The organism is Aquirufa nivalisilvae (assembly GCF_003143535.1).
In the GTDB taxonomy this organism is placed as follows: Bacteria; Bacteroidota; Bacteroidia; order Cytophagales; family Spirosomataceae; genus Aquirufa; species Aquirufa nivalisilvae.
In genome coordinates, this window is record NZ_CP029346.1 from 2,073,443 (window position 1) to 2,096,597 (window position 23,155).

Consider the following 23,155-nt stretch of genomic DNA (forward strand, 5'->3'; position numbering starts at 1 on the left):
TAGTTGATTTATTTTCAATTTCTTCACTCAAGACACCACTCACCATTTACCATTTACCATTTACATTTAATTTATAGTTTCCTTCTTAGCCTCGCAACTGGTATACCCAGTTGTTCTCTATATTTAGCTACGGTACGGCGTTTCACCACAAAGCCTTTTTCAGATAAAAGCTGCTCTAAGGTTTCATCTGGATAAGGCTCTTGAGCTGGTTCTTGCTCAATGATTTCCCTAAGTATATTTTTCACTTCTCTGGTTGACACATCCTCCCCTGACTCATGAGTAATTCCTTCTGAGAAGAAATATTTTAAAGGATATATACCAAAATCTGTTTGCACTGATTTAGCTGAGACTACTCTTGACACAGTAGAAACGTCCATTTCAATCAAGCTGGCGATTTCCTTCATCTTCATGGGTTTCAAGGTAGAATCATCGCCTGTCAAGAAGAAATCGTATTGCTGTGCCACAATACTGTGCATCGTTTTCAATAAAGTGCCCTGTCTTTGTTGTATTGCCTGAATAAACCAAGATGCAGCATCTAATTTATGCTTGATAAAAGTAACAGCTTCCTTAATCTCTTTTTGCTGTTTATTCCCTTGATCATAAGTTTGCAACATCTCTTGAAATGACTTACTGACCCTTAATTCGGGGGCATTTTTTCCATTCAACTTAATATCCAATTTGCCATGTTGATTTGTTACCACAAAATCAGGTTGTAAATAAGGCGCTAAATTCCCTCCTTCTGCTCCACCTGGTTTAGGATTTAAGCGTTTGATTAAGTTAATCGCCTTTTTCAATTCACTTTCATCAACACTTAATTTTTGCTGTAATTGAACAAAATGCTTTTTAGAAAATTCATCAAAGAACTCATCAATTAAGCGAATAGCCAATAAACAAGTGGGATGGTCTGATTCTCTACGGTGCAATTGTATCGACAAACATTCTTGTAAATCCCTAGCTCCAATCCCTGCTGGATCTAAGGCCTGAATTTTCTTTAAAACACCTTCTACCTCTTCAAAATTGGTTGTAAAGCCTTGTGTAAATGCTAAGTCATTGACAATACTTTCAATGTTCCTTCTCAAATAACCATCTTCTTCAAGCGAACCTATTAATTGATGCGCGATCATCTCTTCTCGCTCATCTTTTAAACTAAAACCGATTTGCATCAACAAGTAATCTTCTGCACTAGCCACGGTGGCCATAGGTCGTTCCTTGGACTCTTCATTGGAATCATAGGAATCACCAGCCATTTTATAGCCAGCATAATCATCTTGCAAATAATCTCCTATTTCTAATTCCTCTCGCTCTAAGTCCTCTACAGTCTCTCGTTCTTTTTCATCGAATTCGTCTGAATCCTTTATTTCTAAACCCTCTTCCAAAGCGGGATTTTCCTCCAATTCCTCCTCTATTCTTGCAGCCAGTTCAGCTGAAGGAATTTGAAGCAATTTAACAAACTGAATTTGTTGTGGAGAAAGCCGCTGTTGCTGAGAAATTTTGAGTGATAATCCCTGCATATCTTTAATCTAATAAACAAATATACGCTGATTTGACGGCCAGTTTTTAAAAATACTTGTAATTCATAAATAAATAAAATTATTCCGTTTTTTGTACGTAATTTTGAGACTAGTTTGCCCCAATTGGGGGCCATTTGACCATTTATTTATATGCAAATTAAAGAATTACTTCTCCAATCCCCGAGCCAACAAACGGTTACGGTAAAAGGTTGGGTGCGTACCAAACGTGTATCTTCATCTGTAGCTTTCATCGCCATGAACGATGGATCTACGATTCATAATATTCAGGCCGTTGTTTCTGATGGCGTCGTTTCTGAAGAAACGTTAAAATTAGTAACTACGGGATCTTGTATTGCTGTAACAGGTATTCTAATTCCATCTCAAGGACAAGGTCAATCCGTTGAAGTTCAAGTAACGGCTATCCAAGTTTACGGGACTGCTGATCCAGAAAAATACCCTTTACAGCCCAAAAAACACTCTTTGGAGTTCTTACGTGAGATTGCACATCTTCGCCCAAGAACTAATACATTTTCAGCCATTCTACGTATTCGTCATGCCTTAGCATTCGCGATACATCAATATTTCAACAATCACGGCTTCTTTTATTTGCATACCCCAATTATCACGGGTTCAGATGCAGAAGGAGCAGGAGAAATGTTTCGTGTAACCACCTTACCTGCTATTAATCCTCCATTAACAGAAGACGGAAAAATAGATTATAAAGAAGACTTTTTTGGCAAAGAGACCAATCTGACGGTTTCTGGCCAATTAGAAGGAGAATTAGGAGCCATGGCTCTTTCCAAAATTTACACGTTTGGACCTACTTTCCGTGCTGAAAACTCCAATACCACTCGTCACTTAGCTGAATTCTGGATGGTAGAGCCAGAAATGGCCTTTTTTGAGCTTACAGACAACATGAATCTAGCAGAAGATTTTACCAAAAGCTTGATTAGCTATGCTTTAGAAAATTGTGCTGATGATATTGCTTTCCTTGAAAAACGCTTGTTGGAAGAGGAAAAAATGAAGAAAAAGGAAGAACAATCCGAGATGACACTTTCTGAAAAATTGAGATTTGTTTCTGAAAATACTTTTGAAAGATTAACTTATACCGAGGCCATTGACATTTTATTACAATCTAAGCCACATAAGCAAGGTAAATTCAACTACCCTGTAGCATGGGGAATCGACTTACAAAGTGAGCATGAGCGTTATTTGGTTGAAAAACATTTCAAAAAACCTGTTATCCTGACGCATTATCCGAAAGACATCAAGGCATTCTACATGAAATTAGAAGATGATGGAAAAACGGTTCGTGCTATGGACGTATTGTTTCCAGGTATTGGTGAAATCATTGGAGGATCTCAAAGAGAAGATGATTACGAAAAATTACTTCAACGCACGAAAGATGTGGGCATTGAGGAAGATTCCATTTGGTGGTATTTACAAACTAGGCAGTTTGGCTCTGCTCCACATGCTGGATTTGGATTAGGTTTCGAACGTCTTGTTTTATTTGTAACGGGCATGAGCAACATTCGCGATGTCATTCCATTTCCAAGAACACCTAAATCGGCAGAATTTTAATATGTTTAATCTGTCCAAAGCTTTTCGCAGCATTTCCATTGCTTGGTCGGGTATCATTACTTTGATCAAGGAAGAAAACAATGCTAAAATCCACTTGGCTTCCACTATCTTAGTGATAGTCGTTGGAATCAATATTGGTTTCATGGCGATTGAATGGCTTTGGATTAGTTTAGCCATTGCAGGAGTATGGATGGCTGAGTTAATTAATTCCGCATTAGAAAATATCACAGATATTGTAGCCCCTGAACATCATCCATTGGCCAAAAAAGCAAAAGACTTTGCGGCAGGAGCTGTTTTAGTGATGGCTATTTGGGCAGCCTTTGTTTTTTGCCTTATTTCCTTTCCTCATCTTTGGATGCGATTGGTATTTAGTAATTAAGTTTGACACAACATTATGAAAGAATACGGGTCTAGTGTACAAAAATTGGTCAACTACATTCTAACGATTCAAGATCGAGAGAAAAGAACCAAATATGCTTTCCTCATGATAGAACTCATGAAGCAGATACATCCTGGTATGAAAGACAATAGTCAAGATTATTCCAAAAAACTTTGGGATGACTTGTACATCATGTCCAACTTCCAATTGGATGTACAAGGTCCTTACCCTCCTCCCTCACCAGAATCTGTTGGTAAAGCACCTAAAAAAGTCAATTACAATCAACACCATTTGAAGTTCAAACACTATGGTCGTAATGTTGAATTACTTATTCTACGTGCCATAGCAGAAGAAAAAATAGAGGATAAAAAGATTTTAGTGGCCTACATCGCTCGATTAATGAAGGGCTTTTATGTTACTTGGAATAAAGATTCAGTAGATGATCAGGTCATTTGGCAAAACATCAAAGAAATGTCTGAAAATCTCCTTGGATCCATCGTGGATGAATTATCCCAAGAAGGTCTAGGACACGCCAAAGTGGCCAATAATGCTAGAAATGCTTATAATGCACCAGAATATCCTAACGGCCCTAATAATAACCGTGGTGGAAATAATTATAGAAAAAACTTCAGAAACAATCGGAATTTCAATCCAAGAAATCATAAAAAATAATTGACCCTTATGGCCTCATTTAAAGTAACAGGTGGTAGAAAATTATCAGGAGAAATCACTCCTCAAGGTGCAAAAAACGAAGCATTACAAATTCTTTGTGCTGTCGTACTAACCGCTGAACCTGTCACCATCCATAATATTCCTAATATCCGTGATGTCAATCAATTAATTGATTTATTAGGCGACATGGGTGTGAAAATTCGCCGCTTAAGTGAATCTAGTATTGAATTTGATGCATCTCAAGTTAATATTGAATACTTAGAGTCTGAAACATATAAAGCAAAGGCCGCTGCTCTTCGTGGATCGGTGATGTTGTTAGGGCCGACTTTGGCTCGTTTCAAAAAAGGACGTATTCCTTCACCAGGAGGGGATAAAATTGGCCGTAGAAGATTGGATACTCACTTTACAGGATTCATGAAATTGGGCGCCAAATTTAATTATAGCGCTGAAGATGGAGGATTTTACGAAGTAGATGCTTCTCATTTAACAGGTGCCTATATGTTATTAGATGAGGCTTCGGTTACTGGAACAGCTAATATTCTGATGGCGGCCGTATTAGCCAAAGGCACAACCACCATTTATCATGCAGCATGTGAACCTTATATTCAGCAGTTATGTAAGATGTTGAACCGCATGGGAGCCAAAATTTCTGGAATTGGATCTAATTTATTGACGATAGAAGGAGTTGATATATTGGGAGGAACAGAACATACCATGTTACCAGATATGATTGAAATTGGCTCATTCATTGGAATGGCAGCGATGACTCAATCAGAAATTACCATTAAGAATTGCAAAATACCAGAACTAGGCATTATACCTGATGTTTTCCGTAAACTAGGTATTAAATTAGAATTCAGAGGCGATGATATTTTTGTTCCAGCACAAGAGCATTATGAGTTGGAAAACTTCATAGATGGATCGATGTTGACCATTTCTGATCATCCGTGGCCAGGTTTTACACCAGATCTATTATCGATTATTTTAGTAACAGCTATACAGGCTAAAGGAACAGTATTGATTCACCAAAAAATGTTTGAAAGTCGACTATTCTTTGTTGACCGATTAATTGAAATGGGGGCTCAAATCATTCTTTGTGATCCACATAGAGCTACCGTTGTTGGTTTCGATAGAAAGCAAAACTTGAAAGGAATACGCATGTCCTCTCCAGATATCCGTGCTGGTGTATCTTTATTGATTGCAGCGATGTCTGCTACGGGTACATCTATCATTGATAATATTGAACAAATTGACCGAGGATATCAAAATATTGATACTCGATTAAATGCATTAGGAGCAGAAATCGTTCGAATCTAAATCATGCGGGAAGTCAGCCTTGGAGGAAAAATAAGTAGCACGTTTAAATTAGCCTTACCCATTGTAATAGGACAATTAGGTGTAATGCTGATGGGTTTAGCCGATACCGTCCAAGTTGGTCAAATGCAGTCGCAAGTGGCTGAAAGCTTGGGGGCTTCAGGCATGGCCAATTCCATATTTTTCACAATTGCTATTATCGGATTAATCTGTTTACAAATCATTTCACCCATGATTTCAAAATCAGTGGCCGAAAACAATGACGCTGAATGTGGTAATTTAATGCGAGCTGGAATTCGAGTTGCTCTAATCCTTTCTGTTATAACCATTTTAATTATTGCGATAATTGGCTGGAATTATGACCTTTTCCAGCAAAGTCCAATCAACAAAGAGTTAACCCTTCCCTATTTGGTATTAATTGCTATTTCTGTACTTCCAACCTTTTTATTTGCTGCCTTTAAAAGTTTTTCGGATGGATTGAAAAGAACAAGTATAGCGATGAATATTACCATCGTTGCCTTAGTTTTAAATGTAATTGGAAATCATATTTGTATAAATGGCTTAGGACCCATTCCTGCCATGGGTTTATTTGGGGCAGGTATTTCTACTTTGCTTTGTCGCATATTTATGGCCTTAAGCTTAGGATTATACATCTTCAAATCTGCTTCTTTTACCAAGTATTTCGCTCACATGGGGTCTCAACATCACACATGGGTATTGGAAAAGACCATTCTAAAAGTCGGTATTCCAGCTGGCTTTCAAGGATTCTTTGAAATCGCCACCTTTGGTATGGCGGTTGTGATGATGGGTTGGATTTCGTCCACTGCCCAAGCAGCACATATCGTAGCCATCAACATGGCATCTTTAACTTACATGATGGCAACTGGCATTGCAGCTGCCGGAGGGATTCATGTTGGTACCGATATTGGAGAAAAAAATCGAGCTGGAATTTATATATCAGGAAATGCAGCATTACTTCTTTCCATTATTTTTATGGGAATTTGCGCCATCATTATGTTTACTTTCAAACCTTGGTTAGTTCGCGGTTATACTCAAGAAGCAGATGTGATAGCCATTGCTGTAAGTTTGGTGACCTGGGGGGCCATATTTCAACTTTTTGATGGTATTCAAGCTGTTTCATTAGGCCTACTTCGTGGGCTTCAAGATGTCAAAATTCCTACGGCAATTACCGTGGTTTCCTACTGGGGTGTAGGAATTCCATTAAGTTATTACTTAGGTATTTATGGCGACATGGGTGCTGTTGGTATCTGGATTGGATTAACTTGGAGCCTAATTTGTTCGGCTACATTATTATCTTGGCGATTCTACGCTCGCACTAAAGTCATTGATTTCAATTCTCTTCAAGTGGAAGATTAATCAAGAACTTGATAGTTTAAATCTTGATATACATTTTTTGAATTTTCATTCGTTTGGCTAAGGAAGCATCCTTCCAATTCCGTTAGCTAAATCGCTAACGCTGGCAAGGTTTGGAACCTTGACAGCGTTGGCTGGCCTTAGCCAAAAAGATCTATTTTACTCCCATTTGATACTGACATAAACTATTTCAGCATAATCATTTCGTTCGTATAAAACGCCAATTCGATCTTCATCTAGTTTAACTATATCGGAATATGCTGTAAAATCAGGATGTTTTATGGGATCAATCGTACCATCTATTTCATGGCTTATAGGCCAAGTTAACCCTTCATCAAAACTGATTCGAAGGGTTAAATGATTACGTTTTTCTTGATCTGCTGCATTGCTAAATGCTAATACACTTTTACCTTGCCTATATCCAATGGAAAGTAAGGAGCCTTCACAAACAGGATCAGGTAGTGAGGTTTCATAATACGTTTTATCCCAAGTATTCCCCCCATCCGAACTTATAGCCGCAATTCGAGTTCGCACATCTCCTTTTTGGTTTCTAGCATTCAATAGCAGTCGATTATCCGACAATTCTGCGGCTGTGGCTTCATTGCTTCCTGGTAGACCTAGGGACTGACTTAATTGAAAACTTTGACCATGATTATCAGTAAAAAAACCATGAGATACATAATCAGTAAAGTCTGCTTTGGGGGCACCAATCGAATGGTTTGCAGCTACATATATTCTACCACGGTACCTTCCCGAACTAATTTGCATCGCATGCCCGGGTGTATTGGCATAGGAGCGCCAATCTTCAGCATACTTATAAGGTTCTTGGATAGGGCGATGAACGGATTTGGTAATATTGACTGGTGCAGACCAAGTCTTACCATCATCTGTGGAAGTTATGTACCAAACTTCTCTAAGGCCTTTACCTTGTCGAACTAAATTCTCGTGATTATTACCTGTATTATAAAATAAAAAGATTCTTCCTTGTGGGTATTCTGGATCCCAATAATCTACTACTGGAGCAGGATTACCAGCTTGCAAAGAATCGAAATCCACTACTTTTTGAATAGCGGACCACGTTTTTCCTCCATCTTTACTAAGCTTGGAAACGATATCTATATTTCCAAAATCAGCTGCACTACCCTTTCTCCCTTCTGCAAAAGCCAATAACTCACCATGTGGAAGCTTAATAATTGCAGGAATACGATAACTGGCATACGTATCTTGGCCAGATTGAAATACTGTTACTCTCTCCGACTTTTGAGCAAAAAGTCCCCAAGAAAATAAACTTAAAGTAGATAAAATGAGTGATGCTTTCATGGCTAAGAACGATAAAATCAAATTTACTCATTTATTGCAAAGAAATTTGTTTTGAAACAATTTCAAGCAAGCGATTGAAATTTAAAAAAAAATCAAGTATTTGGAGAGTAATTCGGTTAAATCGTATCACGTACTTGAGATTTATATCTCATAACGTTGGTATATCAAACGAATTGCTTCAAATTCCTTGTATCCTACTAATTTCAAATTAAAACCATTCACTATGAGTATTATCAAAGAGTTCAAAGAATTTGCCATGAAAGGCAGCCTTATTGAAATATCCGTTGCCTTTATCATGGGAGCTGCATTTGGTAAGGTTACAACAGCATTGATTGACGGGGTCATTATGCCAATTGTTGGAGAACTTACCACAGGAGTAGATTTCAAAGCCATGAAATATGTCCTCCGAGAAGCTCAATATGATGCCAGTGGCAAAATCCTTTCTCCAGAAAACGCCATTCAATACGGTAACTTCATCACAATTTTTATCGACTTTATTTTAGTCGCTTTTGTGATGTTTTTACTTATTAAAATGACCAATCGCTTTAAATCTTCCGAGGAAAAAGCGAGCGAATAAATTAGGCGTGAATCGCGCGTTTGCTGGTAGCAGCTAAACAAGCTTCCTTCATAGCTTCCGTGTAGGTAGGATGGGCATGTGACATACGTGCCACATCTTCCGCACTGGCTCTGAATTCCATCGCAACAACGGCTTCCGCTATCATATCGGCTGCACGAGCACCAATGATATGAACTCCTAAAATTTCATCTGTTTTGGCATCAGCCAAAACCTTTACTAAACCATCCACATCCATGGATGCTACGGCACGTCCCAAGGCTTTAAATGGAAAAGATCCATCTTTATAGGCTATACCTGCGGCTTTAAGTTCTTGTTCTGTTTTACCAACAGAAGCTACTTCAGGCCAAGTATAAACAACACCTGGAATCAAATTATAATTAATATGCGGCTTTTGACCAGCAATTACTTCAGCAACAAATACTCCTTCTTCCTCTGCCTTGTGAGCTAACATAGCACCACGAATCAAATCACCAATGGCATAAATACCTGGAACTGAAGTTTGTAAAGTATGTTCATCTACTGCAATTCTTCCACGCTCATCCGCTTGCAATCCAGCTGCAGCTAGATTTAAACCTTCGGTATATGGTTTACGACCAATACATACCAAACAGTAATCTCCTTTAATTTCTACTTCTTCTCCAGCGGCATTTTTCGCCTTAACCACAACTTCTTTACCTTTATTTTCTGTCCCAGTAACTTGGTGAGAGAAATAAAAATCAGCCCCTAACTTCGCAATTGACTTTTGCAATTCCTTTCCCATCGTTCTATCCATGGTTGGAATCATGCCATCAGCATATTCCACAAAACTAACTTTAGAACCTAAACGAGCATATACAGAACCCAATTCAGCCCCAATAACTCCTGCACCAATAACAATCAGATGCTTAGGTATTTCCTTCAGCTTTAAAGCTTCAGTGGATGTGATAATTCGAGTTTTATCTACCGGAATAAATGGCAAATTGGTTGGTTTTGAACCCGTTGCCACTATAATATTTTTAGCACTTAGTAATTCTTCTTTTCCATCTGCTTGAGATACTTTTACCACTTTAGCACTTTCGAAAGAACCCAAACCGTGAAATACCGTTACCTTATTTTTCTTCATCAAAAATGAAATACCGCCATTCATTTTTTCGACCACTCCTGCTTTTCTAGCAATCATTTTTTCCAAATCTACCTTTGGCTTTCCTCCCACAATTCCATGCTCTTCAAAATGATGAATGGCATTATAATAGTGTTCCGAAGAATCTAAAAGAGCCTTGGAAGGAATGCAACCTACATTTAAGCAGGTACCACCCATAACAGCATATTTTTCAACAATGGCGGTTTTAAATCCTAATTGTGCCGCACGAATAGCTGCAACATAACCACCAGGACCAGAACCAATAACGACAACATCAAATTCTAACATAAGGCAATGGAAAAAAGGAATAGGCCCCTAAAGGCCTATTCACGTTGTTAAATATCTAATAATAAACGAGCAGGGTCTTCCAACAACTGCTTCACACGTACTAAGAAGCTTACCGACTCACGACCATCGATAATACGGTGGTCATACGATAGAGCCAAGTACATCATAGGTCTGATCACAATTTGGCCATCCACTACTACTGGACGCTCCACGATATTGTGCATACCCAAAATAGCCACTTGCGGGGCATTGATAATTGGAGTTGACATCATTGATCCAAATACACCACCATTGGTGATAGTAAATGTTCCACCAGTCATTTCTTCCAAACTCAATTTATTATCACGCGCCTTAACAGCTAAACGAACCACTTCTGATTCGATTCCAGCAAGACTTAAATTCTCTGCATTACGAATAACTGGCACCACTAAACCCTTAGGGGCAGAAACTGCAATGGAAATATCACAGAAATCATGGAAAACCATTTCATCTCCGTCAATTTTTGCATTGACTGAAGGAAATTCCTTCAAGGCTACACATACAGCCTTCGTAAAGAAGGACATAAAGCCTAATCCAACTCCATGTTTTTCTTTAAACTTATCTTTGTATTTAGATCTCAAATCCATGACCGGTTTCATGTCTACCTCATTGAAGGTAGTTAACATCGCCGTTTCATTTTTTACTGCTACCAAACGACGAGCTACTGTTTTACGCAATGAGCTCATTTTTTCACGGCGAGAACCACGTGCATCAGAAGCGCTAGCTGGAGCTGGAGATGCTGCTGATGCAGGCGTTGCTGTTACCGGTGCAGCTGCAACTGGCTGTGCATTTTGTGCATCATCCTTCGTAATTCTTCCGCCAACACCCGTTCCTGCTACTTGCGAAGCAGCTATTCCTTTTTCATCCAAAATTTTAGCTGCTGCTGGAGAAGGATGACCAGCTGCATAAGATTCACCAGATACTGGAGCTGCAACAGGTACAGCAACGTTGGCAGTTGGTGGAGTTACTGCAGCTTGAGGAGTTGTTGCACCAGCCCCAACGGTAATGGTTGCCAAAATACCTCCAATAGGTACTACAGCACCTGACTCAGCTATAATTTGTAATACACCTGCTGATTCAGCTGGCAATTCAAAAGTCGCTTTATCTGATTCTAATTCACATAAAACTTCATCTAAAGCAACGGTATCACCTGATTTTTTATTCCAAACAGAAACAGTCACCTCTGTAATTGATTCACCCACAGGAGGAACCTTTACTTCCAATACTTTGCTTTCTGCCGCAGGAGCCGCTGGTGCAGCAGCTACTGGCGCAGGAGCAGGACTGTCTGCTACTACAACTGCTGGAGCTGGAGCTGGTGCCGGTGCTGTGGCTTGAGCACCAACCACCTCAATAGTACAAATTACAGCACCAATAGGTAAAACATCACCTTCTTTCGCTACAATGTGTAAAATCCCTTCTGCTTCTGCAGGCAATTCAAAAGTTGCCTTGTCTGACTCCAATTCACAAAGAACTTCATCCAACTTCACGACATCACCCTCTTTCTTATTCCAAGTAGCAACGGTAACTTCCGTAATCGATTCGCCCACAGCGGGCACTTTCATTTCTATGGCCATTGTTGTTCGGCTTTTGTTTTAATTATTCAAATGCTTTATTAACTAAGGCAGCTTGCTCTTCAGCATGCACCTTTAAGAATCCTGTGGCAGGAGATGCACTTTTCTTACGTGCAACCAATCCCTTGAATTTAGACCAACCAAATTCACGTATGATGTATGACCAATAACCCATATTCTCTGGTTCTTCTTGGACAAAATACACATCTGCATTTTTATATTGAGCTAATTCCTTTTCAATCTGCGCGGTAGGTAGTGGATGTAACTGTTCGATACGAATAATCGCTACATCTTTTCGAGCATCTTTTTCTTGTTTCTCTAACAAGTCGAAATACACTTTTCCACTACATAATAACACTTTTTTAACCTTCGCTTTTTCTGCATAAGCATCTCCAATCACTTCTTGGAATTTACCTTTAGTAAATGCCTCTAGCGGAGAAACCACTTTAGGATGACGGAAAATAGATTTTGGCGACATCACGACCAATGGCTTACGGAATTCCCAAGATAATTGGCGGCGCAATGCATGGAAAATATTAGCCGGTGTAGTTAAATTGGCTACAACCATGTTATTCTCGGAAGCTAACTGCAAGAAGCGCTCTGGACGAGCATTCGAGTGCTCTGGTCCTTGACCTTCATATCCATGAGGCAAGAGCATCACTAAACCATTCTGTGTTCCCCATTTAGATTCATGTGAACTAACAAATTGGTCGATCATTGTTTGAGCTCCATTCGCAAAATCACCAAACTGTGCTTCCCAAATCACCAATGCATCTGGATTAGCTAAGGCATAACCAAATTCAAACCCTAAAACACCGTATTCTGAAAGCAAAGAGTTAAAGATTTGCATCTTCTCTTGACCTTCTTTAATATGATCTAAATTGCAATAATTATTGTTCGTATTTGCATCATGCAATACAGCATGACGGTGAGAGAATGTACCACGTTGAACATCTTGTCCGGATAAACGAACCGTTTTTCCTTCAGCCAAAATTGAGCCATAAGCTAATAACTCAGCCGTTGCCCAATTCAATTCTCCTTTCTCAAAAAAGGTCTTACGATCGGATATTACTTTTTCAATTTGTTTCAAAGCTACAAATCCTGCAGGCAAAGAAGTAATAGCCTTCGCTACCAAATCAATTGTCGCTTTGCTAATTGCCGTGTTTGGCGAAGAAGCAAAATCATCTGCTTTAGAGAAACGTAAGTTAGACCACTTATTATCCAATTTTAAAGGAACATAAGGAGGTTTTACTTTTTGCTTTACCATATCCAAACGAGCTTGCAATTCTGCTTTAAATTCAGAATCCATTTGGCTAGCTAATTGGGCATCGATATCTCCACGCTTGATTAATGTTTGCGTGTAAATTTCTCTTGGATTTGGGTGATTGGTAATGTTCGCATATAAAGTAGGCTGCGTAAAACGCGGCTCATCCGACTCATTGTGACCATTTCTACGGTAACAAACCATATCCACAAACACATCACGCCCAAACTCTTGACGGAATTCAGCCGCCATGCGCGACACAAATACAACAGCTTCTGGATCATCTCCATTCACATGGAATACAGGAGCATCAATGATTTTAGCCACATCGGTACAGTAAATAGCCGAACGTGCATCTTCAAAATCCGTTGTGAATCCCACTTGATTATTAATCACAAAGTGAATGGTTCCACCTGTAGAGTAACCTTTCAATTTGGCCATTTGAGTTACCTCATATACAATCCCTTGACCTGCTAGAGCTGCATCACCATGAATCAAAATAGGTAATACCTGAGAGTAATCCCCCTCATAATGAGCATCTGCACTAGCCCGACAAAAGCCTTCAACCAAAGGATTAACTGCCTCTAAGTGAGAAGGATTGGGCGCTAATTTCAATGTAATTTCATTTCCATTAGGACTTGTATGCTGACTAGAATAACCTAAATGGTATTTCACATCACCATCTCCATGAATCTGATCAGGTACATTTCCTTCAAATCCATCAAAAATAGCCTCATAAGATTTATGCATGATATTAGCCAGCACGTTCAAACGGCCACGGTGAGCCATTCCAATCATCGCTTGCTTCACACCAAAATCAGCAGCTTTATTAATAATAGCATCTAAACCAGCTATCGTACTTTCGCCTCCTTCTAATCCAAAACGCTTTTGACCTAAATATTTGGTCCCTAAGAAGTTTTCAAATACTACTGCCTCATTCAGCTTTTGTAGAATCTGCTTTTTCTCTTCAATAGAAGGCATAAAAGACAATGCCTCTTTTTCAATTTTATTTCTTAACCACTCCTTAACTCGAACCTCACGTATATACGAATACTCAAATCCAATTGATCCCGCATACACTTTCTCCAATACTTCACATATCTTACGTAAAGTAGCTGGACCTATTCCCAAAAAACTACCTGCTTGAAAAACTGTATCTAAATCAGCCTCCGAAAGCGAATAATCCTTAATCTCCAAACGCGGTTGACGATCTTTACGATCACGCACTGGGTTGGTCTTGGAAAGTAAATGTCCTCTGGAACGAAATGCCTTAATCAAGCTGATAACGGACATTTCTTTTTGAACATGCGAAGTATCTAAGGCAGCACCTGAAGGCGAAGCGCCTTCTCCTTGCCAAGTTTGAGCAAACTCAAACCCCTTGAAAAAATCTCTCCAAGAACTGTCTACTGAATTGGGGTCAACTCTATACGCATCAAACAAGTCAGAAATAACTTGTGTATCAGCATTGGCAACGTAGGAAAATGAATCCATAATGTAAAATCTGGCCTATAATCCAGAAAAGTTTCAAACGTTATTGATTGGTTAAATTTAATTATTCTTGTCTAAAAAAATCTTCGCAATTTACGAAGGGGATTATAATTATCCCCAAAAAAATTGGGGTTTTTTCCCGTTTGGAGCACAAATTTCCAAGGATTTATGACTCATCTACCTATGTCAAAAAAAATCTTTATATTTTATTATTATATCTACGGATAATCAAATTATTTACAACAATACCTAAGGTCTAAAATTAGCAATCTTTCCATTCCCTAAATCAATCTCATATCTCATGAAAATTTGATGGTAAGCAGAGACCGCTGTTTGGACCGTACTCGTGCCCGTATTGGTTGTACCCGGAGCATAATACACCGAGTTTTTACCTAAAAAATCGTAGGCATATCCCACTCTGAAATTTCTCCCAAATGGAACTTCCACACTTCCTAACAATGCCTCATTGGAAAATTCAGATCCCGTATTTTGCCACCAAATACCTACACCTACTTTTTCTTGCCACCAAAATACAGCATTCAAATCAATTCTAGTTTCAGAATATTGATGCCGCATCAAAACTCCCAATTTCAACAAATTACCTTGCCCTGGTTCCAATTGATAGCCAATTTTAGCATATACAGGATTAGGATTGGTCCATTCCAAACTCCGTAAACTTTGTGTAGGTCGACTCAGCCCTAATTCAAGTCGGTCATATTGATAAGATATACCAAAACCGATACTCCCACCAAATTCAGATGTTCCGCTCTTTCCCAAAACTGGATATTGATTCAATCCTAAATTAAGTCCCAATTGAAGCCCCTGCCCTTTTCCAACAATGAATCGCTTGGCTACTAATCCCGCCAAACCTAAATTAGCTGCTATACCTCCACCTAATGGTCCATAAGATTGATCCGTATTGTATGCCAAAAAACCTATTCCCCATTTCTCTTGCCGAATTGGCATATCAAAACTAAAATATTGTTGCGAGGATGTGGCCCCACCTGTTTGTTGAAACAATGGTTTTTTTCGAAAGATCCCTGTTATAGAAGCTACTCCTTTTCCTCCTGCATCTGCAGGATTAATGGACAAAGGAATAAAAGGATAAACCATGCGCAATGATTCTTGCTGGGCCCAGAGAGAAACGGTACAAAAACACAAAAATCCAAGCAAAATATGACGCATAACGATATTTTATAAACTAAAAAATGAAAATAGAACCAAGGATACAAACACAACAAAGACTAAAATCAATTGTAAAAAAAACGAAGCAGTAAACAATCCAATGGATCTAATCCCTTTCAATTGGTAAAAGTTTTTAAAGCTTTTATAATAAAAATAACACCAAGCAAGCATGATGAAACTTTTTACCACATCTATGAATTCCCAGGATAACGCTAATTGCACCAGATCTAATACATTTCTAAGCAACAAAACGATAAACCAACTCGTTGCCATGTGTAAGACAAATATCCCATGGTGCATGAAGTAAAAGTGTTTTCTTCGAATAAAAACTACTTGTAAAATCAAAGCTAATAATGGTATGGTCAAAAATAATACTTGGGACATCTTATGAGTCACTCCTTCATACAAAGCCTTGTAAAACTGCTTGCTCTCTGGGTATTTTTTTTGAAGCTCGTAAAAATGAAAAATGATATTTTGAAACAGTGGAGAATCGCGCTCTGATTCAGGTTTTGCCAATTGATTTTTTTTATAGGATTGAATCTCACTAGAATTCAAATAGGCACCTCGCTTATCCAATTTCACCTGAAAAGAAGCAACTTCAATGGCTTTCAAATCCTTGTTCAATCGGAATTGCAATGGCTGAAACACGTAAAACAAGGTCAAAAAGAAAAAGGCAGAAGTAAATAAATAAAATCGAATGGGGTGCAAATAACGGCTCCTTTTACCCAACAAATAAGCTTGAGTTAATTCTCCAGGTTGGGTAAATAGCGTTTTGCATGTTTTAAATAAGGCCCCATCAAAATGAGTCATATCTTCAACAAAATGGATTAACAAGGACCAAAATGACTCATATGGTTCTCGATTTTCTTGCCCACAGTGAGAACAGTAACGTGCCGTTACTTCATTTCCACAATTGAGACAATCTGTTTCACTTCGAATGATGCTTTTCGACATAATTACTGACAATATGACACCCAAGTAATATTTGGATTCGAATTTGTTAATCCAGCATTAAATTAAAGATTTTTAATCACTCCTCATGAACAATATGAAAGAAACAGGTAATATCTCCATTCACACCGAGAACATTTTTCCGATCATTAAAAAATTCCTCTATTCGGATCACGAAATTTTCCTTCGTGAATTAGTCTCCAATGCGGTAGATGCCAGTCAAAAAATCAAGAGATTGAGCTCCATTGGTGAATTCAATGGCGAATTAGGAGAATTGAAAGTCAAAGTGAGTTTTGACAAAGAAGCTAAAACCATCACCATTTCAGACAATGGTATTGGTATGACAGCTGAAGAAATTAAAAAATACATCAATCAAATTGCCTTTTCTGGCGCCACAGAGTTTGTGGAAAAATATAAGGATAAGGGGGACGACAAAGGTATTATTGGCCATTTTGGCTTAGGTTTTTACTCTGCTTTCATGGTTGCTTCCGAGGTAGAAATCATCTCAAAATCGCATCAAGAAGGCGCAGAAGCTGCTCAATGGATTTGCGATGGTTCTACCGAATACACCATCAATTCAGCTGAAAAAGCAGATAGAGGTACCGATATCATCTTGCATATTGCTGAAGATTCCGAAGAGTTTTTAGATGAGTTTCGTTTAAAATCCATCTTGGAAAAATATGGAAAATTCTTACCTATCCCAATTGAATTTCAAGAGAAAACCATCAACAACCCTTCTCCACTTTGGACTAAATCACCATCTGAATTAACAGACGAAGATTACCTTAATTTTTATGAGGAATTATATCCATTCCAAGAGAAACCATTGTTTTGGATCCACTTGAATGTAGATTATCCATTCAATTTGACTGGAATTCTATACTTTCCAAAAGTAAAAAATGAATTTCAGTTGCAACGCGAAAAAATTCAGTTGTATAGCCGACAGGTATTTATTACCGATGAGGTCAAAGACATCGTTCCAGAGTTTTTAATGCTCTTACATGGAGTCATTGACTCTCCAGATATTCCATTAAATGTATCCCGTAGTTTCTTACAAGCGGATTCCAATGTTAAGAAAATCAATAGCTATATCACCAAAAAAGTAGCTGATAAATTGCAAGAATTGTTCAAATCTGACCGTCCTGGATTTGAGGAGAAATTTGCCAATATTGGCCTTTTCATCAAATATGGAATGATATCAGATGAAAAGTTCTTTGAAAAGGCTAAAGATTTTTGCTTGGTAGAAACCACAGCAAATAAGCTGTATACTTTGGATGAATATGCCGAGGAAGTACAAGCTTTGCAAACGGATAAAGATGGTCAAAAAGTGTATTTATACACCACAGATGTACAACAGCAAGATGCCTTTATTCAATCCGCCATTCAAAAAGGGTACTCCGTATTAAAAATGGATTCCATGATTGATGCCCACTTTATCAATCAAATGGAATCTAAAATAGAAAAGACGCAGTGGAAACGAGTGGATGCGGACTCCATCGATAAATTGATTGATACAGGTATTCAACTAGAGGCTATCTTGACAGATGATCAAAAAAATGCGGTAAAAGCTATTTTTGAAGAAACACTAAACGATAAGCAAAAGCAAGTAAGTGTGGAAGCCATGTCACCAGATGAATTACCAGCCATCGTAACTCAAAACGAGTTCATGCGTCGAATGAGTGATATGTCCAAAACGGGTGGAGGAGGAATGGGTATGTTTGGTAATATGCCAATGACCTATCAAATTACCATCAATGCTAACCATCCTTTAATTAATAAATTGATCGATTTACCATCTGATGAGGAAAAGAAAAATTTAGCGAAACAAATTGCGGATTTAGCCTTATTATCTCAAAATCTATTAACTGGAGCTGATTTAACAGCCTTCATCAAGAGAACAGTAAGTGGATTTTAAAGATGTGTAGAACAACGTCGGCAAGGTTCGGAACCTTGCCGACGTTGTTTTAACGAACGAATTTCAAATTAAAATTATTGCTTTCTAACGATCAACTTCTTGGTAACGATTGATCGACCATCAATCATTAGTTGATACATGTACATTCCACTATTGATATCACGTAAAGAAATACGTGCATTGCGTTGATCTCTATCCAATATCAATTCCTTGATTTCTTGACCCAAAATATTGTATACTACAATTTTGACCTCTTGGTTCGATGTCGCCATTTGAAAATCAATATCGGCATATTCACTAGCCGGATTGGGGTATAAATTAGAAACTACTAGGCGGTCCGACTGGAACAAATAGTTATCATTGGCTCCATTCTCTTCGGAAACTTTACGATCCATACTAATCGGTTCAGCTGATTTTGTAGTACTAGCTTGTGCATAACTATTCTTCAAAAACTGACTGATGTAGGTATTATCGTGAATATTTAAATTCGTTTGTAATTGAGGGTTAATCTTAAAACTTCTTTTGGCTAACAAAATAGGTAAACGAACTGGATTTGGTTTTGATTTCAATTCCAAACGAGAACGAGACTTGCTTTCTCCTTGAGCATTCACATTCCAAGAACTCTCCACTAAGAGTAATATAATTACACAAGAAAGTATGAAAGGTAAAACTCGATTCATTCAATAATTAAATAGTAAAACAAAAATAAGACAGATATTGTCTTAGAAAAAATGAAATAGGTCAAATGGTACATTATGAATGACCAAAGGCCCAATTTTAAGGATTTTTAACAATTGGAATGGATATTTCCGGGGCATTCACTGTCTCCATCAGCTTTTTATAGGTCACCTTTTCGCTAATACGCCAGCGGTATCCATCTAAAACCTGTAGATCATCATTCCATTCTTTTGGTGGAACAAACCTGGCCTCGGGCTTGGTGATGAAGGTAATACGCTTGACTTTATTTTCTTCAAAAAACAGATTCATCCTACTACACTCTACCCGATTCAAACCTGTAGTCACTTTTTTATCGTCCATGACATAATAAATACTTTCCCCATTTCCCTCTACATTCACTCGCCGCAATTTAGAATCGTCATTAAAAAAGACCCAGACCTTTCGACCTTTAATTTGATTGTAATGTGAAGCCGAATCGGCTGAAATCACAAATGAATGTCCGCGCAAGCGCATTTCTTTCAATTTCTGATTGACCATATATAAAGAAATCGAGTCGGCTGTTGATTGGGAATCATTCGTCCATATGATGGGCTTTTGATAAAAATGTATCACCGAATCTCGCATATCGTATCCCAAAGAATCACAACGGGCGGATAAATCCGACTTATAGATTTGCACGTGTTTATACGCATAAAGCTTCCGAACAGAATCCTGTTTATTATCAAAAGAAACCAAGGTATCGGCTGTCAAATACAAAGTATCCTTTTCCATGATATTACGCATCAAAGCATGGCCATACACTCGGGTTATACCTGTTTTCCCATTATATCGACCATTTTTTCCTGTCAAAACCACTTTATCTTTTTGACTTAAGAATTCCACATTTCCTTTGGCAACACCTATTTTGGTAGGACTATCATAAAATAAGGTATCAGCAGTCAAGGTATAATCTTCCATTTTGGCGGTAGATCTACCTGTAAAATTGGAGACTTTGGTTTGAGTATTATAAAAACCCGACTTTGTATAAACGGTATCCTTCTTGTTGATAATTTCCGTCGGGCAAATAAAAAAGGCCTCTTTGGTCGCCGTATTATAGCGTAAAGAATCCGCTTTTAAGGCGCCCCCTTCTTTATCCGACACCCTGACTTTCTCTTTAAATAAAAAGTTTTTGGTCACTGTATTATAAAATCCCTCCTTACTTGTAAGTGTCGTTTTCTTATCCAAAATCTTAGCTCCCGTATGATAGACAGCCATTTTTGTATTCATGTCATAGTCTAACTTATTGGTATTCAACACAATGGTATGATCATCCAATTTAACACGGCCGATCATATAGGCTTGTCTAAGGTCTCCATTATACAAGGCTGAATCACCTGTAATAGTGACTGTATCTGCCTGCACAATCTTCACTCGACCATAGGCTTCCACATTATTGGTACTGCTATTCAATATCGCTTGATCACAAGATAAAATGGTCGTTCCTTGACGAAGGACCACCTTCCCAATCAATTTCTTAACCATGGCAGATTCCACCTGCATACCATTTAAGCTATCCGCAGATATCACTTGTACTTGACTTTGGCACCAGGCCAAGGCAGGTAAAAGCAAGAGAAACATCAGGAAAATGAGCGATTTATAACGCATGTTGAAAGCGAATCGTTAATTTCGTGGCTTTATCACGCAATTTACCATTTTTATGCTGGAAGATTTCATCCAATTTATCCGAAAAGAGAATTTATTCCAGGCCGATCAAAAAATTTTGTTGGCTGTTAGTGGCGGAATTGACTCTGTCATCATGTCCAAACTGTTTTCATTGGCCAAATTCAATTTTGGAATTGCGCATGTCAACTTCAGTTTGAGGGGTGAAGAATCTTTGGCAGATGAGGTATTTGTCAAAAAAATGGCCAAGACCCTAAAAGTACCCTATTTCACCATTTGCTTTGATACGAAAGCTTTTGCAGAAAAAGAAAAGCTCTCTACTCAAATGGCTGCCCGAATCTTGCGTTATGATTGGTTTGAGGAGATTCGTCAACAAGAGGGCTATGATTATATAGCTACAGCGCACCACCAAATGGACAGTGCAGAAACTGTCTTAATGAATTTGAGTCGAGGTAGTGGCCTAGCTGGATTTCATGGAATACCTATTAAAAATGGAAATATCATTCGGCCGATGGCATTTGCTAGTCAAGAACAAATATTTGATTTTGTGGTAAGTCACAAATTAGCTTGGCGAGAAGATTCATCGAATGCTTCGACGAAATACCAAAGGAATTTTATTCGACATGAGATTATTCCCAAGTTCATCGAATTAAATCCACATTTTGAGCAAAGTGTAGCTCAAAGCAGTGCCAACATAGCTTCCATCGAAAAATGGATGCAGGCTGAATTAGTGCTTTGGAAACATGAGCGTTGTAAGACAGATGAGGCAGGAAACGTCTTTGTGCAATTATCAGGATCAAGTTTAGCAGAAAAAGAACTAGTGATGCGACAACAATTTTTGTTGACTTATCATTTTAATACTGATAATCTGGCTCATATTTTGGCAGCGGATGAACTACAAGTGGGCAAGCTATTTGAATCACCTAGTCATATCTTGAATATTGACCGCCAACAATGGGTACTGAGTCCCAAAGACCAATCTGAGTTTAAGCCGATTTTGGTACAGGAAGAGGATGAAACTGTGGATTTAGGGAATCATTTACTACACATTGATTTTGGAGAAAATGAAAAAGGATTCACGCCTCCTATAGGTTCACATGTGGCTTGTTTGGATGCAGATACTTTGCATTTTCCATTGGAAATCAGAAAATACCAAGAGGGGGATTGGTTTTGTCCACTGGGCATGAACCAAAAGAAATTGATTTCTGATTTTTTGACCGATAAGAAAGTACCTTTAAACTTGAAGAAAAACGTGCAATTAGTCTTAAGCAAAGGTTCTGTGGTATGGGTGATGGGCCATCGGATTGATAACCGCAATAAGGTAACGGATAAAACGGAAGGCTTGTGTATTTTGACCATGGAAAACAAATAGGTAGCTTCAGGAGCCTCAGCCACCATATAATGGTGAATCATTTTCGGTGATTAAGATGCTTGATTGAGAGCTGATTGACTGATGTATTATTATACAGCTATAATCGACTAATTTTTATTCAAGAACTTTTCCATTAGAGGTACTGCCAATTCACTTTCCTTAAATTCAGCATTCAATGTGGTTACTTCTCCAATGTATTCGCCATGTCCGCCAGGAATGATGGCTAATTCAGAATTGGCTATTAATCGATGTAACTCCAAGGCATGTTCAGGTGAAATGATATCTTTGTCACCAATAATGATTAAAGTTGGAGCTTCAATAGCAATCAATTGTTCATCTGGGATATCGATAAAATGAACCATTCTTTTGGCATCTCGATCATGCATGATTTGCAAGTTATTGGGATTTGATGCCACTTGAATGTACCCTTCTTTCAAAGCTGCTGGCATATTATCCAAATGAGCATTTGACATAAAGTCCCAAAACCAAGCAGGGACTCCATGTCTTTTTGCCAATGCCGAGCCTAAAATCAATTTATTAACCAAATTAGGATGACGAATTGCTACTTGTAAAGTGGTTGTTCCTCCATTGCTAAAACCCAAGAAATCAGCCTTTGGGATGCCTAATTGCATGAGCAATTCAGCTATATCATCTGCATCTTGTTCAAACGAAAGATCGGAATTACGATCATTTGTTCGACCATGAGCTTGCAACTCTAAGGCAATTACCCTACGGTTTGCGGCTAACAATGGAATGATTTTTGCAAAATTAGTATGTATGGTAGAGCCTCCTCCATGCACTAATACCAATGGCTTACCTTGACCATGTATTTCATAATACATAGTTAATCCATTCACAGAGGCATAAGCTTTTTCTACATTCATCGGAAATAATGCT

Annotated in this window: 18 protein-coding genes; 8 read left to right on the forward strand and 10 right to left on the reverse strand. The window is 38.3% G+C overall.

Annotated elements, in window-relative coordinates; translation table 11 throughout:
- Window positions 1–71 precede the first annotated feature (71 nt).
- On the reverse strand, window positions 72–1,511 hold the full coding sequence (gene rpoN / locus HME7025_RS09165; RefSeq protein WP_109323344.1) for an RNA polymerase factor sigma-54: 1,440 nt from the start codon (window positions 1,509–1,511) through the stop codon (window positions 72–74).
- A gap of 150 nt (window positions 1,512–1,661) precedes the next feature.
- Between rpoN and asnS the strand changes: the two genes are divergently transcribed.
- Genes asnS through HME7025_RS09190 form a run of 5 tightly spaced genes read left to right on the forward strand, consistent with a single transcriptional unit; the run spans window position 1,662 to window position 6,834 of the window.
- Window positions 1,662–3,092: an asparagine--tRNA ligase gene (gene asnS, locus HME7025_RS09170; protein WP_109323345.1), complete on the forward strand. Its 1,431-nt coding sequence runs from the start codon at window positions 1,662–1,664 to the stop codon at window positions 3,090–3,092.
- A 1-nt stretch (window position 3,093) separates the two neighbouring features.
- Window positions 3,094–3,471: a diacylglycerol kinase family protein gene (locus HME7025_RS09175; RefSeq protein ID WP_109323346.1), complete on the forward strand. Its 378-nt coding sequence runs from the start codon at window positions 3,094–3,096 to the stop codon at window positions 3,469–3,471.
- A 15-nt stretch (window positions 3,472–3,486) separates the two neighbouring features.
- Window positions 3,487–4,143: a DUF4290 domain-containing protein gene (locus tag HME7025_RS09180; protein WP_109323347.1), complete on the forward strand. Its 657-nt coding sequence runs from the start codon at window positions 3,487–3,489 to the stop codon at window positions 4,141–4,143.
- Between the two features lie 9 nt (window positions 4,144–4,152).
- Window positions 4,153–5,460 carry a UDP-N-acetylglucosamine 1-carboxyvinyltransferase gene (murA, locus tag HME7025_RS09185; RefSeq protein WP_109323348.1) on the forward strand — a complete coding sequence of 436 codons (1,308 nt, stop codon included), beginning with the start codon at window positions 4,153–4,155 and terminating at the stop codon, window positions 5,458–5,460.
- A gap of 3 nt (window positions 5,461–5,463) precedes the next feature.
- On the forward strand, window positions 5,464–6,834 hold the full coding sequence (locus tag HME7025_RS09190) for an MATE family efflux transporter (protein WP_109323349.1): 1,371 nt from the start codon (window positions 5,464–5,466) through the stop codon (window positions 6,832–6,834).
- A gap of 156 nt (window positions 6,835–6,990) precedes the next feature.
- Here HME7025_RS09190 and HME7025_RS09195 read toward each other — a convergent pair whose 3' ends face one another.
- Window positions 6,991–8,151 (reverse strand): sialidase family protein, encoded by a 1,161-nt coding sequence (locus HME7025_RS09195; RefSeq protein ID WP_109323350.1) that lies wholly within the window; start codon window positions 8,149–8,151, stop codon window positions 6,991–6,993.
- Between the two features lie 223 nt (window positions 8,152–8,374).
- Here HME7025_RS09195 and mscL point away from each other — a divergent pair, with 223 nt between their 5' ends.
- Window positions 8,375–8,728, forward strand: coding sequence for a large conductance mechanosensitive channel protein MscL (gene mscL / locus HME7025_RS09200; protein WP_109323351.1), 354 nt, complete (start codon window positions 8,375–8,377; stop codon window positions 8,726–8,728).
- A 1-nt stretch (window position 8,729) separates the two neighbouring features.
- On the opposite strand, the gene lpdA is transcribed toward mscL, so the two are convergent.
- The 5 genes from lpdA to HME7025_RS09225 form a co-directional block, all read right to left on the reverse strand.
- Window positions 8,730–10,136: a dihydrolipoyl dehydrogenase gene (gene lpdA / locus HME7025_RS09205; RefSeq protein ID WP_109323352.1), complete on the reverse strand. Its 1,407-nt coding sequence runs from the start codon at window positions 10,134–10,136 to the stop codon at window positions 8,730–8,732.
- Window positions 10,137–10,183: 47 nt separating this feature from the next.
- Entirely contained in the window at window positions 10,184–11,749 is a 1,566-nt protein-coding gene (gene odhB / locus HME7025_RS09210; RefSeq protein WP_109323353.1) for a 2-oxoglutarate dehydrogenase complex dihydrolipoyllysine-residue succinyltransferase, read from the reverse strand.
- 22 nt (window positions 11,750–11,771) lie between these two features.
- Window positions 11,772–14,501 (reverse strand): 2-oxoglutarate dehydrogenase E1 component, encoded by a 2,730-nt coding sequence (locus HME7025_RS09215; RefSeq protein ID WP_109323354.1) that lies wholly within the window; start codon window positions 14,499–14,501, stop codon window positions 11,772–11,774.
- A gap of 246 nt (window positions 14,502–14,747) precedes the next feature.
- Window positions 14,748–15,683 (reverse strand): type IX secretion system membrane protein PorP/SprF, encoded by a 936-nt coding sequence (locus HME7025_RS09220; protein ID WP_109323355.1) that lies wholly within the window; start codon window positions 15,681–15,683, stop codon window positions 14,748–14,750.
- A gap of 9 nt (window positions 15,684–15,692) precedes the next feature.
- Window positions 15,693–16,637, reverse strand: a complete 945-nt coding sequence (locus HME7025_RS09225; protein ID WP_109323356.1) for a DUF3667 domain-containing protein — start codon at window positions 16,635–16,637, stop codon at window positions 15,693–15,695.
- A gap of 94 nt (window positions 16,638–16,731) precedes the next feature.
- Here HME7025_RS09225 and htpG point away from each other — a divergent pair, with 94 nt between their 5' ends.
- Window positions 16,732–18,549 (forward strand): molecular chaperone HtpG, encoded by a 1,818-nt coding sequence (gene htpG, locus HME7025_RS09230; RefSeq protein ID WP_109323357.1) that lies wholly within the window; start codon window positions 16,732–16,734, stop codon window positions 18,547–18,549.
- A gap of 74 nt (window positions 18,550–18,623) precedes the next feature.
- Here htpG and HME7025_RS09235 read toward each other — a convergent pair whose 3' ends face one another.
- Window positions 18,624–19,229, reverse strand: a complete 606-nt coding sequence (locus HME7025_RS09235) for a T9SS type A sorting domain-containing protein (RefSeq protein ID WP_109323358.1) — start codon at window positions 19,227–19,229, stop codon at window positions 18,624–18,626.
- Between the two features lie 97 nt (window positions 19,230–19,326).
- Window positions 19,327–20,871, reverse strand: a complete 1,545-nt coding sequence (locus HME7025_RS09240) for an OstA-like protein (RefSeq protein WP_109323359.1) — start codon at window positions 20,869–20,871, stop codon at window positions 19,327–19,329.
- 52 nt (window positions 20,872–20,923) lie between these two features.
- Between HME7025_RS09240 and tilS the strand changes: the two genes are divergently transcribed.
- A complete protein-coding gene (gene tilS / locus HME7025_RS09245) occupies window positions 20,924–22,258 on the forward strand; it encodes a tRNA lysidine(34) synthetase TilS (RefSeq protein ID WP_109323360.1) in 1,335 nt (444 codons plus the stop codon).
- 107 nt (window positions 22,259–22,365) lie between these two features.
- Here the strand turns inward: tilS and HME7025_RS09250 are convergent, their stop codons facing one another.
- Window positions 22,366–23,142: an alpha/beta fold hydrolase gene (locus HME7025_RS09250; protein WP_109323361.1), complete on the reverse strand. Its 777-nt coding sequence runs from the start codon at window positions 23,140–23,142 to the stop codon at window positions 22,366–22,368.
- Window positions 23,143–23,155: the final 13 nt, after the last annotated feature.